Annotated in this window: 7 protein-coding genes and 1 pseudogene; 1 reads left to right on the top strand and 7 read right to left on the bottom strand. The window is 47.5% G+C overall.

The window, feature by feature from the left end; genetic code table 11:
• Positions 1-17 precede the first annotated feature (17 nt).
• The 6 genes from IPM47_03730 to IPM47_03705 form a co-directional block, all read right to left on the bottom strand.
• Complete coding sequence (locus tag IPM47_03730) at positions 18-323, bottom strand: hypothetical protein (GenBank protein ID QQS30071.1); 306 nt, start codon at positions 321-323, stop codon at positions 18-20.
• Positions 320-3,874, bottom strand: coding sequence for a VCBS repeat-containing protein (locus IPM47_03725; protein QQS30070.1), 3,555 nt, complete (start codon positions 3,872-3,874; stop codon positions 320-322). Before IPM47_03725 ends, IPM47_03730 begins: the two co-directional genes overlap by 4 nt.
• A gap of 85 nt (positions 3,875-3,959) precedes the next feature.
• Positions 3,960-5,879, bottom strand: coding sequence for a PKD domain-containing protein (locus IPM47_03720; GenBank protein ID QQS30069.1), 1,920 nt, complete (start codon positions 5,877-5,879; stop codon positions 3,960-3,962).
• Between the two features lie 207 nt (positions 5,880-6,086).
• Positions 6,087-8,954: a PKD domain-containing protein gene (locus tag IPM47_03715; protein QQS30068.1), complete on the bottom strand. Its 2,868-nt coding sequence runs from the start codon at positions 8,952-8,954 to the stop codon at positions 6,087-6,089.
• Positions 8,900-9,961 carry a VCBS repeat-containing protein gene (locus IPM47_03710; GenBank protein ID QQS30067.1) on the bottom strand — a complete coding sequence of 354 codons (1,062 nt, stop codon included), beginning with the start codon at positions 9,959-9,961 and terminating at the stop codon, positions 8,900-8,902. Before IPM47_03710 ends, IPM47_03715 begins: the two co-directional genes overlap by 55 nt.
• On the bottom strand, positions 9,958-11,112 hold the full coding sequence (locus IPM47_03705) for a VCBS repeat-containing protein (GenBank protein ID QQS30066.1): 1,155 nt from the start codon (positions 11,110-11,112) through the stop codon (positions 9,958-9,960). Before IPM47_03705 ends, IPM47_03710 begins: the two co-directional genes overlap by 4 nt.
• 285 nt (positions 11,113-11,397) lie before the next feature.
• Between IPM47_03705 and IPM47_03700 the strand changes: the two are divergent.
• Positions 11,398-12,859, top strand: a pseudogene (locus IPM47_03700) (IS1182 family transposase).
• 37 nt (positions 12,860-12,896) lie between these two features.
• On the opposite strand, the gene IPM47_03695 reads toward IPM47_03700, so the two are convergent.
• Complete coding sequence (locus IPM47_03695; protein QQS30065.1) at positions 12,897-16,979, bottom strand: PKD domain-containing protein; 4,083 nt, start codon at positions 16,977-16,979, stop codon at positions 12,897-12,899.
• Positions 16,980-16,991 lie beyond the last annotated feature (12 nt).

Genomic DNA, 16,991 nt, shown 5'->3' with positions numbered 1-16,991 from the left:
GATTTGGGTCTTGCCGTTTATAGTAGCAGGGGTTTGGGGTACGGAACTACGGTAAAGGAGGTTTGGGCAGAGGCATTGCAAAAAGTATTGGGATTAACCGGCGTTGCCGATACAGTCATGCTGCCCGATGCAGAGCAAAGCAGCAATATCTGAGAACTGTTTTGTCCCGATATGATTTCACCGCCCGAAACAGACCAAACAAACGATGCCATTGAATTGGCACTGATAGACATGCTATTGCCCTCGCACACCGGAGATACAGGGTTTAGGGCAAAGGCAGGCTTAGGCTGTACTGCCAAACTTGCTGAGCCGCCGCAATTCAATAGGTTGTTTTGATAATTGAGTTGTAGGGTAGCAGCCGATGCCCCCACTGCACGGTAATTAGATTGCCGCCCTGCCCGCTCAGGATAGTACCTGCTGACGGCGGAACAATACTCCATTGGTACGCTGTGCCGCCAAAATAGGGAGCAGTATATTGAAGCGTTTCGTTGAGGCAAAAATTAGATTGCCCCTCAATAGTCACCGTGCCACCAATAACCGGTACCGCCGCCACCGTAGGTTGGTTGCAAGTTTCCTCGCCACATCCGGCACTTAGACTTATGCTGCCCAAGGGCGGGGTAGTCCATTCAACGGAAATAGCCGGCGTGCCTTGTCCACTTAGAATTTGCCCGCCCGAAACCTCCCACAGGTACGTTTCACAATCGGCATCGGTGCTATAATCGGCAATTGTACCTTGGCAAACGGTCGCCACACAACTGATTTGCGGAGCAAAGCCGGGTTCTATTACTATGACCATGGATGCTGTACTTTCACCGTCTTTTTGAGCGGGGCGGGGGGAGGTATCGGGTATAGTAATAAATGTATCGCAGATAAAAGAAGGGAAAAAATCGGTACATATAGAATTGAAACACTCTTGAATAAGAAGTTCATACACTTCTCCAGGCTGTGTGTTAGGTATTGTAATAGCAAAACAATTGTTGTCAAAGATTCCATAGTCAGTTACTACAACCCCACTATCATCGCTTGCTGTAAGTTTTAAATAGGTGATTACAGGAGGAATTTTACAAACTTCTATTTCAGTATTGTAAACTCCGGTAATTTCATCTAAATAAGTTGTAACATTTTCCTGTAGGTACCCACAAAAAGTTAATGTATCTATATCCATACAGGATGAGATATTGAAAAAGTCTATTACGGGATTCTCCTCTTCGGGTTTATATGAAATAGAATATACAGAATAAAAAGCCCCATTAAATATACCTTGGTAATAATAATTGACAATGGTTTGTTGGTCAACCAAACTAAGAGGCATCATAAATGTTTGTACAACTGTGTTTTCATAAGAAACAACCACAATATTCACATAATCTGGATTTTGAGTATAACCCACCACATTACCCCAAACCCACTCTCCCGCATCAGCCTCGCAAACATCGGGCTGCGGAAAATTGCTGTAAGCAGTCAGCGTTACCTCATAAGTACCCGGTTCGGGATAGGTATAGGAAGGGTTAGCGGTGGTAGAAGTTGTGCCGTTGCCAAACTCCCACATAAAAGCATTGGCATTTTCCGATTGGTTTAAGAACTGCACCGGTTGCCCTTGGCAGACAATTAAGGTATCGGTTGTAGTGGCATTTGGTGTGGGAAGGGTGGTGAAGGCGGCTATAGGGGGGAGGGGGTCGGATACGGAGGGAGAATATAGGAGGTTTTCGTACCATGCTATTTTGTCATCAGCAATAGAAGCAGATAACAAGTCCATATCTCCGTCACCGTCCAAATCAGCGGCATAAACGGACCATGCGCCATTGGCAACGAGGGAGATAATTTGCTGTACGCCGAAATTGCCTAACCCATCGTTTTCGTACCAAGCTATTTTATCGTCAAATTGGGAAGCTGACAAAACGTCCAAATTGCCGTCTCCGTCTATATCGGCAGCATAAACAGACCTTGCGCCATTAGCAGCGGTGGTAATGATTTGCTGCGCACCAAAATTGCCTGCTCCATCGTTTTCATACCATGCTATTTTGTCATCACCGCTCGAAGCCGACAAAATATCTGCATCGCCATCGCCGTCTAAATCAGCAGTATAAACAGCAGTTGCATTAATAGCTGAAGTTGTAATGATTTGTTGTGTGCCGAAGTTGCCTGTTCCATCGTTTTCATACCATGCTATTTTATTGTCCCAATAAGAAGCCGACAACACATCTAAATCTCCATCTCCGTCCAAATCGGCGGTATAAACAAATATGGGGATATCGGTAGCGAGAGAGATGATTTGCTGTGTACCGAAGTTGCCTGCGCCATCGTTTTCATACCATGCAATTTTTTCATCACTAGAAGCCGACAATACATCTAAATCTCCATCTCCGTCCAAGTCGGCAGCATAAACAGACCTTGCACCATTAGCAGCAATGGAGATGATTTGTTGTGTGCCGAAATTGCCTGCGCCATCGTTTTCATACCAAGCTATTTTGTCATCACCGCTCGAAGCCGACAAAACATCTGCATCGCCATCGCCGTCTAAATCAGCAGTATAAACAGCAGTTGCATTAATAGCTGAAGTTGTAATGATTTGTTGTGTGCCGAAGTTGCCTGTTCCATCGTTTTCATACCATGCTATTTTATTGTCCCAATAAGAAGCCGACAACACATCTAAATCTCCATCTCCGTCCAAATCGGCGGTATAAACTGACCTGGCAGAAGTGGTAGCGGAAATGGAAATCAATTGCTGAATGCCAAAAATTCCATTGCCGTCGTTTTCATACCATGCTATTTTGTCATCATATTGAGAAGCCGACAACACATCCATATCCCCATCGCCATCTACATCGGCGGCATAAACAGATATTGGGGTATGGGCAGAGGTAGAGATGATTTGCTGTTGACCAAAGTTACCTGTGCCATCGTTTTCCTGCCATGCTATCTTTTTCTCAGAAAGAGCGGTGGATATTATATCCAAATCCCCGTCGCCATCCAAATCAGCGGCATAGGCGGCATAAATGCCTTGGGGATAACCGGGAGAATTAAAAATGATTTGCTGTATGCCGAAATTGCCAAAACCATCGTTTTCGTACCAAGCTAATTTGTCGTCATTGAAAGAGGCAGATAACACGTCAATATCCCCGTCACCATCTAAATCGGCGGCATAAACGGAACGGGCACCATCGGCAACGGTGGATATGATTTGCTGTGCCCCGAAGTTGCCCGCTCCATCGTTTTCATACCAGGCTATTTTGTTATCATTCTGAGAAGCTGATAACACATCCATATCACCATCACTGTCCAAATCGGCAGCATATACGGATATTGCGTAATCGGCAGTGGTGGAGATGATTTGCTGTGTACCAAAGCCGCCTGCCCCGTCGTTTTCATACCATGCTATTTTATCGTCTTGTGAAGAGGCAGATAATACGTCCATATCCCCGTCCCCGTCTAAATCGGCGGCATAAACAGACCTTGCGCCACCTGCTGTAGTAGTGATGATTTGCTGCGCTCCGAAGTTTCCTGCCCCGTCGTTTTCGTACCAAGCTATTTTGTTGTCAGACCAAGAAGCTGACAACACGTCTGTATCCCCGTCCCCGTCTAAATCGGCGGCATAAACGGCATGTGCACGATGGGCAGCAACTGAGATGATTTTCTGTGTGCCAAAATTGCCTGAGCCGTCATTTTCATACCAGGCTATTTTGTTGTCATCCTGAGATGCTGATAATATGTCTAAATCCCCGTCTCCGTCTAAATCGGCAAGATAAACGGAAGTTGCACTAGCGGTTTCGCTTTGTACTATCACCTCTTCATAAACAAAAGTAGTTTGTGAATAAACATTGTCGGCAACTAATATCTCAAGTACGATAAGCATATAAACGTATAATCTTTTCATCATTGTTGAATTTTAGTGCGAAAAATTTAGTTATTTGGCTTCACCTTAGTATAGGGTTTAAACCCTACGTTACGAAGTTACCCCCCTATTCCTTCACCACCTTCCCAGAAACCACCTCAACCCCGTTGTTTAGTGTTACCACATACAAACCATTTGGATACTTTGTCATGTCCAAAACATGGTTGTTTGTGCCAATGGTTGCCTGCAATGTTTCATGTTGAAGTAGCCTTCCGGTTACATCGTAGAGACTAAGGGTAACGGGTTGGGTGTTTTTGGTGGTGTAGGTAAGGGTGGCGGTGTGTTGTGTGGGGGTGGGGATGATATGGGTTAAGGCAAAGCTGCCTGTTGTCTGTGAGCGGAGGAGGGTGATGACATTGCCTGCCTGCCGCGTACTGCCGTCAAAATCGGTTTGCATCAGGCGGTAGTAGGTGAGAGGGTAGGGGTTGGAGTCTAAATGCTCATAATTCTTTGCCATCGAACTGTTGCCTGCGCCGGTCAATTGGGCGAGGGTGGTAAACCGGCTTCCGTCCGGTGAGTGTTGTAGGGTAAAGAAGGCGTTGTTTACCTCCGCTGCCGTTGTCCATTGCAATTGATTGGCATGGGGGAGGACGGTTCCGGTAAAGGTGATAAGGGAAACGGGGAGAGGGGGGCAGTCGGCGATAAATACTAATTGTAACACATCAGAAGTAACGGTACAATTGCCGTTGCTCATCACTACCCAATAAGCTCCTTCGGCTTCGGGTATCCAACTGCTGCCTGTAATGCCCGACAGGGGGTTGCCGTTGTAATACCACTGGTAGTTTTGGGCGGTATTGGGTGGAATGCTGACAACATCACCCGGACATAAGGCGTAGCAACCCGCCGGAAAAATGCCGGCATCGGGCAGGGGATTGACTACCACATTCAACAACAACGAAGTGTCAGAACTGCAACCAAACTGGTTTTGCGCCCAAACGCCGTAGTTGCCGGAAGTAAACACAGAAATGCCTGTGCCGGTAGCTCCGGTAGTCCAATGATAAGTGTGTAAGGGGTCGGTGGACGAAGCAATGGAAAAATTGACCGATTGCCCTTCGCATATTTGTAGGGCGGAGGCGGTAATGATAGGCTTAGGTGGCGAAGCATTGTCAATCAGTTGGGCAGTGCCGATGGCAGTGCAGCCGGTTAGGGTATCGGTCCTGGTCACGCCGATATTGCCAGATAGGTTGTAGGTATTTTGTGCTTGCCCGTTGTTGTTTTCCGACCATTGGTAAATATAGTTTTCGTTAAACGGCACTTGCAGGGTGACACTATCGCCTATACAAAAATTAATTGGCGAGGTGGGACTAATATCGGCAGTCGGGTTGGGTGTAACTTGCACCTGCACAAGAGGTGAGGTATAAGCACAGCCGTCCGGTAGCGTAACCTGCACGGTGTAATTTCCCGATGTGGAAACGTTTATTTCCGGCGTTGTTTGCCCGTTCGACCATAGATAAGCTACTCCGTCCGGTGGTGCGGTAAGGGTGGTGCTAAGTCCGGCGCAAAAGATGGTATCGGCAGCAGTAACGGACTGTGTCGGAGGGGCATCAAGCACGATTAGGGTTTGTGTTTGTATGTCGGAGGAGCAACCTTTATTGTCTTGCACTTGTAAACTCACTTGGTACTCGCCCGCCTGTGTATAGGCAAAAGCAGGGTTGTGCTGAGCTGTAGAAGCACCATTGCCAAGTTGCCAGAAATAGGAGGAAAGGTTAGGTACATCGGGTAAAAACTGTAAGGAACTACCCACGCATTCACCCCCCGAAATAGTGAAACCCGCATTAGGCAACGGGGCGACGGTGATGGTTTTACTGCCGGTGGTTACACAATCGCCGTTGGTAATGGTGAGGGTGGCGGTGTAAACACCCGGGTTGGCATAAGTATGTCCTTCGGTTTGAGTGCCGATGAAGGGGGGCGTACCATCTCCAAAATCCCAGGTCCATTGGGTAATGCCGGTAGTGGGCAGGTAGTAAGAGCGGCATTGAAAACCCAATTTTCACCCACACAGGCGGCTCAACATCAAAGCGAGCCACCAAAGGTAGAATATGGTTTTTTATCCTACCTAACGTGCAGGAGTTGCCGGTAACGGGGTGAATATAGTTAGCATAAGCAGTAATCTGATAAGCCATAATCAATCCGACAGGATAAGTGTGTGTAGCCGTAACGCCGTCGAAAGCCTCCGTAACGCCATCGCCCCAGTTTACCGTAAAACTGCTGAAACTACCCGATGCCGAGGCATTGAGGGTAACGGTATTGCAGTTGTTGGCGCTGGAATTGAGGGTAAAATTAAAGAAATAACCGGCAACAGACGGGCATTGCAAGGGTGGCGGTGGCGGCACAATGGTATCGCCTGGATTGCCGGTACCGCCTCCCGTTTGACACAGAAGGTGGTTAATGTTTTGGGGGGTGATAGTTTAGTGCAGGTGTTTTGGGTGTCAGTCACCAATACCCGATAGACAAAGCTACCCTCAACATCATTGCCCAAGTGGGTGAGAAATGGCGTATTCGCACTTGAAATGACGGAGCCGTTTACTATCCACATAAAAGCGTAATTTGTTCCGTCAATGGCAATTAGGTCAACATCATCCGGGTTTTGAATACAAACGACATGACTTGACACAAAAGCCTGTGCCTCGGGCGAAGTGTATTGGTTAACCCGATGCGAAGCAAGCCCAACACAACCCGATGTATTGGTAACCTGTACGCTGTAAACACCTTCGGTGGTTATAAAAGTCGTTGGATTGATCCCTATCGCACTGCCGGCACTGTTTTTCCAGAGATAGCCGGTATAGGGTTCTGTGCCAACAAGGTCTGAAACGGAAAGCTGGACGGAGTTGCCTGTACAAAGGGTATCTGTTTGAGTGATAAACGGAACAGGTTTTGCTCCGATGCTGATGGGCAAAGTGGCAACAATATTACAATAAGCGGCGGATAGCGTAACCGTTCCGGCAGCCGAATTGCCGAACAATAGCGAAACTGTTCCCGAATTTTGACCCTGCACCAATTCCACTTCATCGGATGGTATGACCGACCATGTATATGTTGCATTCGGCAAAATGGGGGTAATCAGATAGGTTGGTTGGGAATTGGGGCATACGGTGGTTGCACCGGATATGGTAAAAGTCGCATCGTCAATAGTCGAAACCGAAAGCGTGGCGGGTAGCGAGGTACAAACCGGAGAGGTGAGCGTTTGTCTAACAACCGACAGGCTGTTCGGGACGGAGTCGTTCCATTGCACCTGCACGGTGGGGCTGTTTTGTCCGGCGATAATGGTGCCGCCTGTAACCGTCCATATAAACTGGGTATTGGGTTGGAGTGGGGCGGCGGAATAGGTATAGGTTTGCAATGGGCAGATTTGGGTGCTGCCGTTTATAGTAGCAGGGGTTTGGGGGTACGGAACTACGGTAAAGGAGGTTTGGGCAGAGGCATTGCAAAAAGTATTGGGATTAACCGGCGTTGCCGATACAGTCATGCTGCCCGATGCAGAGCAAAGCAGCAATATCTGAGAACTGTTTTGTCCCGATATGATTTCACCGCCCGAAACAGACCAAACAAACGATGCCATTGAATTGGCACTGATAGACATGCTATTGCCCTCGCACACCGGAGATACAGGGTTTAGGGCAAAGGCAGGCTTAGGCTGTACTGCCAAACTTGCTGAGCCGCCGCAATTCAATAGGTTGTTTTGATAATTGAGTTGTAGGGTAGCAGCCGATGCCCCCCACTGCACGGTAATTAGATTGCCGCCCTGCCCGCTCAGGATAGTACCTGCTGACGGCGGAACAATACTCCATTGGTACGCTGTGCCGCCAAAATAGGGAGCAGTATATTGAAGCGTTTCGTTGAGGCAAAAATTAGATTGCCCCTCAATAGTCACCGTGCCACCAATAACCGGTACCGCCGCCACCGTAGGTTGGTTGCAAGTTTCCTCGCCACATCCGGCACTTAGACTTATGCTGCCCAAGGGCGGGGTAGTCCATTCAACGGAAATAGCCGGCGTGCCTTGTCCACTTAGAATTTGCCCGCCCGAAACCTCCCACAGGTACGTTTCACAATCGGCATCGGTGCTATAATCGGCAATTGTACCTTGGCAAACGGTCGCCACACAACTGATTTGCGGAGCAAAGCCGGGTTCTATTACTATGACCATGGATGCTGTACTTTCACCGTCTTTTTGAGCGGGGCGGGGGGAGGTATCGGGTATAGTAATAAATGTATCGCAGATAAAAGAAGGGAAAAAATCGGTACATATAGAATTGAAACACTCTTGAATAAGAAGTTCATACACTTCTCCAGGCTGTGTGTTAGGTATTGTAATAGCAAAACAATTGTTGTCAAAGATTCCATAGTCAGTTACTACAACCCCACTATCATCGCTTGCTGTAAGTTTTAAATAGGTGATTACAGGAGGAATTTTACAAACTTCTATTTCAGTATTGTAAACTCCGGTAATTTCATCTAAATAAGTTGTAACATTTTCCTGTAGGTACCCACAAAAAGTTAATGTATCTATATCCATACAGGATGAGATATTGAAAAAGTCTATTACGGGATTCTCCTCTTCGGGTTTATATGAAATAGAATATACAGAATAAAAAGCCCCATTAAATATACCTTGGTAATAATAATTGACAATGGTTTGTTGGTCAACCAAACTAAGAGGCATCATAAATGTTTGTACAACTGTGTTTTCATAAGAAACAACCACAATATTCACATAATCTGGATTTTGAGTATAACCCACCACATTACCCCAAACCCACTCTCCCGCATCAGCCTCGCAAACATCGGGCTGCGGAAAATTGCTGTAAGCAGTCAGCGTTACCTCATAAGTACCCGGTTCGGGATAGGTATAGGAAGGGTTAGCGGTGGTAGAAGTTGTGCCGTTGCCAAACTCCCACATAAAAGCATTGGCATTTTCCGATTGGTTTAAGAACTGCACCGGTTGCCCTTGGCAGACAATTAAGGTATCGGTTGTAGTGGCATTTGGTGTGGGAAGGGTGGTGAAGGCGGCTATAGGGGGGGGGGGTCGGATACGGAGGGAGAATATAGGAGGTTTTCGTACCATGCTATTTTGTCATCAGCAATAGAAGCAGATAACAAGTCCATATCTCCGTCACCGTCCAAATCAGCGGCATAAACGGACCATGCGCCATTGGCAACGAGGGAGATAATTTGCTGTACGCCGAAATTGCCTAACCCATCGTTTTCGTACCAAGCTATTTTATCGTCAAATTGGGAAGCTGACAAAACGTCCAAATTGCCGTCTCCGTCTATATCGGCAGCATAAACAGACCTTGCGCCATTAGCAGCGGTGGTAATGATTTGCTGCGCACCAAAATTGCCGGCACCGTCATTTTCGTACCAAGCTATTTTATCATCTTGCGAAGAAGCGGACAAAACATCTGCATCGCCATCGCCGTCTAAATCAGCAGCATAAACAGCAGTTGCATTAATAGCAGAAATTGTAATGATTTGTTGTGTATCGAAGTTGCCTGTGCCATCGTTTTCATACCATGCAATTTTATTGTCCCAATAAGAAGCCGACAACACATCTAAATCTCCATCTCCGTCCAAATCGATGGCATAAACGAATATGGGGTTATCGGTAGCGAGAGAGATGATTTGCTGTGTACCGAAGTTACCTGCGCCATCGTTTTCATACCATGCTATTTTGTCATCACTAGAAGCCGACAATACATCTAAATCTCCATCTCCGTCCAAGTCAGCAGCATAAACAGACCTTGCACCATTAGCAGCAATGGAGATGATTTGTTGTGTGCCGAAATTGCCTGCGCCATCGTTTTCATACCATGCAATTTTGTCATCACTCTCAGAAGCCGATAGCACATCTATATCCCCGTCACCGTCCAAATCGGCAGCATATACGGATAATGCGTAATCGGCAGCGGTGGAGATGATTTGCTGTGTACCAAAGTTGCCTGTTCCATCGTTTTCATACCATGCTATTTTATTGTCCCAATAAGAAGCCGACAACACATCTAAATCTCCATCTCCGTCCAAATCGGCGGTATAAACTGACCTGGCAGAAGTGGTAGCGGAAATGGAAATCAATTGCTGAATGCCAAAATTCCATTGCCGTCGTTTTCATACCATGCTATTTTGTCATCATATTGAGAAGCCGACAACACATCCATATCCCCATCGCCATCTACATCGGCGGCATAAACAGATATTGGGGTATGGGCAGAGGTAGAGATGATTTGCTGTTGACCAAAGTTACCTGTGCCATCGTTTTCCTGCCATGCTATCTTTTTCTCAGAAAGAGCGGTGGATATTATATCCAAATCCCCGTCGCCATCCAAATCAGCGGCATAGGCGGCATAAATGCCTTGGGGATAACCGGGAGAATTAAAAATGATTTGCTGTATGCCGAAATTGCCAAAACCATCGTTTTCGTACCAAGCTAATTTGTCGTCATTGAAAGAGGCAGATAACACGTCAATATCCCCGTCACCATCTAAATCGGCGGCATAAACGGAACGGGCACCATCGGCAACGGTGGATATGATTTGCTGTGCCCCGAAGTTGCCCGCTCCATCGTTTTCATACCAGGCTATTTTGTTATCATTCTGAGAAGCTGATAACACATCCATATCACCATCACTGTCCAAATCGGCAAGATATACGGATATTGCGTAATCGGCAGTGGTGGAGATGATTTGCTGTGTACCAAAGCCGCCTGCCCCGTCGTTTTCATACCATGCTATTTTATCGTCTTGTGAAGAGGCAGATAATACGTCCATATCCCCGTCCCCGTCTAAATCGGCGGCATAAACAGACCTTGCGCCACCTGCTGTAGTAGTGATGATTTGCTGCGCTCCGAAGTTTCCTGCCCCGTCGTTTTCGTACCAAGCTATTTTGTTGTCAGACCAAGAAGCTGACAACACGTCTGTATCCCCGTCCCCGTCTAAATCGGCGGCATAAACGGCATGTGCACGATGGGCAGCAACTGAGATGATTTTCTGTGTGCCAAAATTGCCTGAGCCGTCATTTTCATACCAGGCTATTTTGTTGTCATCCTGAGATGCTGATAATATGTCTAAATCCCCGTCTCCGTCTAAATCGGCAGCATAAACGGAAGTTGCACTAGCGGTTTCGCTTTGTACTATCACCTGCTGCGGGCCAAAAGTAGTTTGTGAATAAACATTGTCGGCAACTAATATCTCAAGTACGATAAGCATATAAACGTATAATCTTTTCATCATTGTTGAATTTTAGTGCGAAAAATTTAGTTATTTGGCTTCACCTTAGTATAGGGTTTAAACCCTACGTTACGAAGTTACCCCCCTATTCCTTCACCACCTTCCCCGAAACCACCTCCACCCCGTTGTTGAGCGTTACCACATACAAACCATTTGGATACTTTGTCATGTCCAAAACATGGTTGTTTGTGCCAATAGTTGCCTGCAACGTCAGCCTGTGAAAAAACTGCCAACAAATATACAATAATATTCTAAAAAGTAACAAAAAATGCGTAATTTTATGCTATGGCATACTTACAAGGAACACCCCGCCTGCAGATGCAAATAGTCTGTTTGGAGAGCGAGATCAGAGCTGATAACCTGGTTCGGTTTATTGACGCATTTGTTGAACATCTGGATTTATTAAAATTGGGTTTTGGAAGTACAAACATTAAAGCCAGAAGGGAGACCACCTTTTGAGACCTCTTTGTTTCTGAAAATATATTTATACGGCTATTTAAATGGCATCCGCAGCAGCCGGAAGCTCGAAAAGAGTGTATCCGCAATATAGAAATGCAGTGGCTTTGTCACAGTTTGGTGCCTAACTACCACAGCATTGCCGATTTTCGCAAAGACAATCCGGATGCGTTGCGCAAAACCTTTAAGTTGTTTTTGCTTTTTTGAAAGATGCCGAATTGGTGAGTGGTGAAACAATTGCTATAGACGGCACAAAGATTAGGGCGAACAACAGCAAAAAAAATAACTACAACCCGAAGAAGATAGAGCGTCACTTAGCCTACATTTCACGTCAAACGGAGCAATACATAGCAGAATTAGAGCAAAACGACCAAAGCGACCGTCAAGCTGAGATAAAGCAGATACAAGAGAAAATCAATCGCCTGCAAGCCGGCAAGCTGAAATACGAAGCGTTGGCATCCCAAATAGAGAAAACAGGCGCTACACAAGTGAGTACGACTGATACAGATGCCCGTTCCTTGCTCATTCATGGTCAGGTGGTAGAGGTAGCCTATAATATACAAACAGCAGTGGATAGTAAACATAGCCTTGTGGTGGCAACCCATACGATCAACCAAAACGACAGAAATGCCCTTAGTGGCATAGCCACCGAAGCAAAAGAAAACTTACAATTGGAAAACACGACCATTTTAGCCGACAAAGGCTACCACAATGCCCGGCAACTAAGCGAGTGCAAAGAAGCCGGCATCACCACCATCGTTGCCCAACAGGAAACGGTAAACAGCAACGCACACGGCACCACTGAAGCCTACTTGGTCACTCAGTTCACCTACAACCAGGAAACAGACACCTACACTTGTCCGCAAGGCGAAACGCTTTCGACCAAAGGCAGATGGCACAACAAAGCAAGAGATTACACCCCCTACAAGTTTAAAAAATATAGAACCTCTGCTTGCAAAAACTGCCCGGTAAAACACCTCTGTACCGGCAGGCAAAAAGGGGGTAGGGAAATAGAACGCAGCGAATTTGCCGAAGTAGTAGCCCAAAACAGCGAACGCTATCAAACCCAAAAGCACAATACCGCAAACGGCAGGAAATCAACGAACATATTTTTGGAACTATCAAACGGCAATGGAACTACTACTACACCAACCTCCAGGGGTTATCAAAAGTAAACGGAGAACACAGTTTGATTTTGTTGGTCTATAACATCAAACGCACTATCAACATACTTGGGATGGAAGAACTATTGATAAAGCTCAAAAATTGGCAGCCCGACTATCCAAAGTAGTCTTGTTTGCTCAAAAAAACGACTTTTATATTGCCTCTCAGCACTCTTTTTCATTTTGAACAAAAGTTGTAACCTCAAAAACATCTCCGCTCCAATCAAAAGTATAGGCTTTGGGGATTATTCTATAGCCAGTTTTTATGAGAGTTTTTGCAAAAAAACAAGTTTTTTCACAGCCTGACGTTTCATGTTGCAGTAGCCTTCCGGTTAGGTCGTAAAGGTGCAGGGTGATGGGTTGGGTGTTTGGGGTGGTGTAGGTGAGGGTGGCCATGTGTTGTGTGGGGGTGGGGGTGATATGGGTTAAGGCAAAGCTGCCTGTTGTCTGTGGTCGGAGGAGGGTGATGACATTACCTGTTTGTCGGGTACTGCCGTCAAAATCGGTTTGCATCAGGCGGTAGTAGGCGAGTGGGTAGGGTTGCCCGTGTAGGGATTCGTAGTGGCGGGCAGAACTGCTATTGCCTGCGGCGTTGAGGCGTGTCAGGTCTTCAAATGTGTTTCCATCGGCAGAGAACTGAAGGGTAAAGAAAGCACTGTTGAGTTCGGAGGCGGTTGTCCATTTCAGTAGGTTGCCGTCCGGTTGTATGGTTCCGGTAAACGAAACGAGGCTTACGGGCAATGGACCCGTGCAATCGCTAAATTCTAATTGTAACACTTCTGTTGTTACCGTACAATTTGGGGAATTGGTCATTACTACCCAATATGCGCCTTCGGCTTGTGGCACGATGGAATTTCCTGTTGCGCCATCCAAAGGCAAGCCGTTGAAGTACCATTGGTAAGTTTCGGCGGTATTTTGCGGCAGGGTTATGGGTTCACCAGGGCATATAGCATAACATCCGGCCGGAAAAGCGGCGGCATTGGGCAGCGCGACAAAGTTGATGTTGGCAAGGAACGAGGTATCGGAAACACAACCGTTCGAATTAACCGCATACACTCCATAAGTGCCCGTAGTATTTACCGTAATAGCTGTGCCGGCAGCTCCTGTAGTCCATAAATAAGTGTTTTGTGGTGAGGGGGCGGTAACAGATATATCGGCAGTTTGCCCTTCACATAGTTGGGTTGCCGAGGCGGTTATCGAGGGAACGGACGGGTTGTTGTGGACGATGATTTCCACACTGCCGGAAGCGGTGCAACCGGTAATGGTGTCGGTAACAGTAACGGTTTGGATGCCGTTGTTTATAAAGGTATTGTAGGGCAGTCCGTTGTCGTTTTGCGACCAAACGTAGGTATGGTTTTCGTTTGCAGGGGCTTGAAGCGTAACGCTGCTGCCCAAGCAGATGTTAACCGGAGATGCAGGGCTGAGGGTTGCCGAAGGAGCGGGTATGACCTGAATATTGACAGAGGGTGAAGTATAAACGCATCCCGACGGCAGCGTTACCTGTACCGAATAATTGCCGGAAGTACTGACAATTATTGAAGGCGTGGTTTGCCCCGACGACCAAAGGTAAGAAACTCCGCCATCGGGAGCGGTAAGGGTGGCGTTGAGTCCGGCGCAAAACAGCGTATCGGAAGCGGTAACGGGTTGCGGCTCGGGCGCACCGGCAACCGTGATGCTTTGGGTTTGCAGAGCGGAGTAACAGCCCTGCTGATTTAGGGTTTGTAAAGAAACGGCATAATCTCCCGGTGCCGCATAAGTATAAACCGGATTGGACAGACCGGAAGTGTTCCCGTCCCCAAACTGCCAGAAATAAGCGGCAAGGCTATTCTCATCGGGCACAAAGTTTTGAGCATTGCCGGCACATTCGCCACCGGATACGGTGAACTGGGCATTGGGTAGAGCGGCTACCGTATAGTTGTTACTGCTCGAAACAGTGCAATTGCCATCGGAAATGGTGAGCGTGGCGGTGTAAGTGCCGGAGTTGGTAAAGGTGTGCATTTCGGTTTGCGTGCCGTCAAGCGGCGGGGTACCGTCTCCGAAATCCCAAAGCCATTGGGTGATTCCGGTGGTAGGCAAGTAGTAGGAACGGTCTTGAAACTTCCATGCACTGCTTAGACAAGCCGGTTCTATGTCAAACCGGGCGGCAAGCGGCACTTCGTGTGTTTTCATCAATGTTCTAAAACACGGCTGTCCGGTAACCGGATGGATAAAATACCCAATTAAAGTTATTTTATAAATATTTACCTGCAAACTTGAATAAGTATGGGTTTCCGAAATGCCGTCGAAGGGTTGTAAACTACCCTCTCCCCAGTGAACGGAAAAGCCGGTAAAATCGCCCGATGTAGTCGCATTGAGGGTTACGGTATTGCAATCGGTGCCCGTTGTAGATAAGGTAAAGTCAATGTTAAATCCGGCAACCGGAGGGCAGTTCATCGGCGGCGGCGGCGGTACAATCACCGTATCAGGAGGAGCAATGCCGCCACTGCAATCAACTTGATGTATGGTGACCAAGTTCGACCAAACCGAACAGGTGTTGGAAGTATCGGTAACTAATACTTGGTAGGGATAATTGCCCACAATGCCGCTGCCCGAATGTGTCAAAAATGGCGAATTACTGCCCGAAACCGGCACATCGTCCACCGTCCACTCAAAAGCATAGTTGGTGCCATCTATGGCATATAGCTCAATTTCCGGGGGGAATTGGATACAGATATTGGTATTGACCGCAGTCAGTATTTTTGCCACCGGCGAAGTGTATTGATAGACGCGGTGCGTGGTAAAGCCCGTACACCCCGATTCGTTGGTTACTTGGAGGCTGTACACTCCTTCGCCGTTGATTGTTGCAGTCGGGAGGTTGGAGATAGTAGTATTGGAGGCGTTTTTCCAAAGATAGCCGGTATAGGGTGGACCGCCGCCCAAGTCTGCCGCGCTCAATACAATGCTGCTTCCCGTGCAGAGAGTGTCAGCCTGCAAAATGCCCGGCTGGGGCAATACACCGATGTTTATGACCAATTCGGCAGTCAGGTTGCAATAAGCGGCAGAGAGGGTAAGGCTTGTAGCAGGCATGTTGCCGAACAAGACACTAACCTGTCCGGTGCCTTGCCCCTGGGCAATGAGGGCAGCATCGGGCGGACTGACCGTCCATGTATAGGTTGCTCCGGTCAGTGCGGGGGTTATTTGGTAGGTTTGAAGGCTGCCGGGGCAGGCAGTGGCATTGCCGGTGACGGTAAAAGGCGAATCGGCAAGCGGGGTGGGGCTTAATGCAGCAGGTTCGGATGTGCAAACGGTGCCGGTCATGGTTTGGCGGACAACGCTTAACAAATAGGGCGGGGCTTCGTTCCATTGCACCGAAACGGTCGGGCTGTTTTGACCGGCGGTAATTGTACCTCCCTCTACTGTCCAGACAAATTGGGTATTGACTTGCTCAGAGGAAGCGGTATAAATATAGGTTTGAAGCGGACATACAGTTTCTGCCCCGCTAATCGCAGGTGTTTGCGGGTAAGGCACGACCGTTGCCGTAGTTTGGGCAGTTGCGTTGCAAAAATCATCGGGATTGACCGGTAATATAGATATGTTTGCCGTGCCGGGCACATTCCAAAGTATGGTAACAGTGTTGGTATTTTGACCCGACACCACTTCACCCCCCGAAACAGACCATACAAAAGGAAGCAGCGAGTTGGCGGAAACAGTAGTGGTACTACCCTCGCATACAGGGGCAATGGGATTGATAGCAAAAGAAGGTTTAGGAGTAACGATCAAAGCCCCAACGCCGCCGCAGTTGAGCAGAGTGTTATGGTAAGAGAGGGTAAGGGTAGCAGGGGCATCGTTCCATTGTATGGCAATGAGGTTGGTGTTTTGTCCGGTCAGGATGGTGCCGGCAGTGGGTGGGTTAATCGTCCAAACATATTGGGTGCCGCCAAAATAAGGGGCATTGTATTGCAACACATCGTTTGCGCAAAAAAAGGTTTGCCCTTGTATGTCGGCACTACTACCGATGATGGGTATGGCAACAATTGTAGGCATGCTGCAATACTCCTCACCACATTCGGCACTTAGGCTGATACTGCCCAAAGGTGGGGTAGTCCATTCAACGGTAATGGTAGGAGTACCTTGCCCGCTGATGAGGTTGCCTCCGGTAACCGTCCATTCGTAGGTTTCGCAATCTGCAGAGGTACTGTATTCTGCTATCGTTCCTTCACAAACGGTGGCGGCACACGAAATATCGGGCGCAAAACCGGGTTCTACCACTATAACCAACGA

The sequence above is a fragment of the Sphingobacteriales bacterium genome, from assembly GCA_016700115.1.
GTDB lineage: Bacteria > Bacteroidota > Bacteroidia > Chitinophagales > UBA2359 > UBA2359.
The sequence above is the reverse complement of the archived record's forward strand: the minus strand, read 5'-3'. Positions and strand labels throughout refer to the sequence as shown.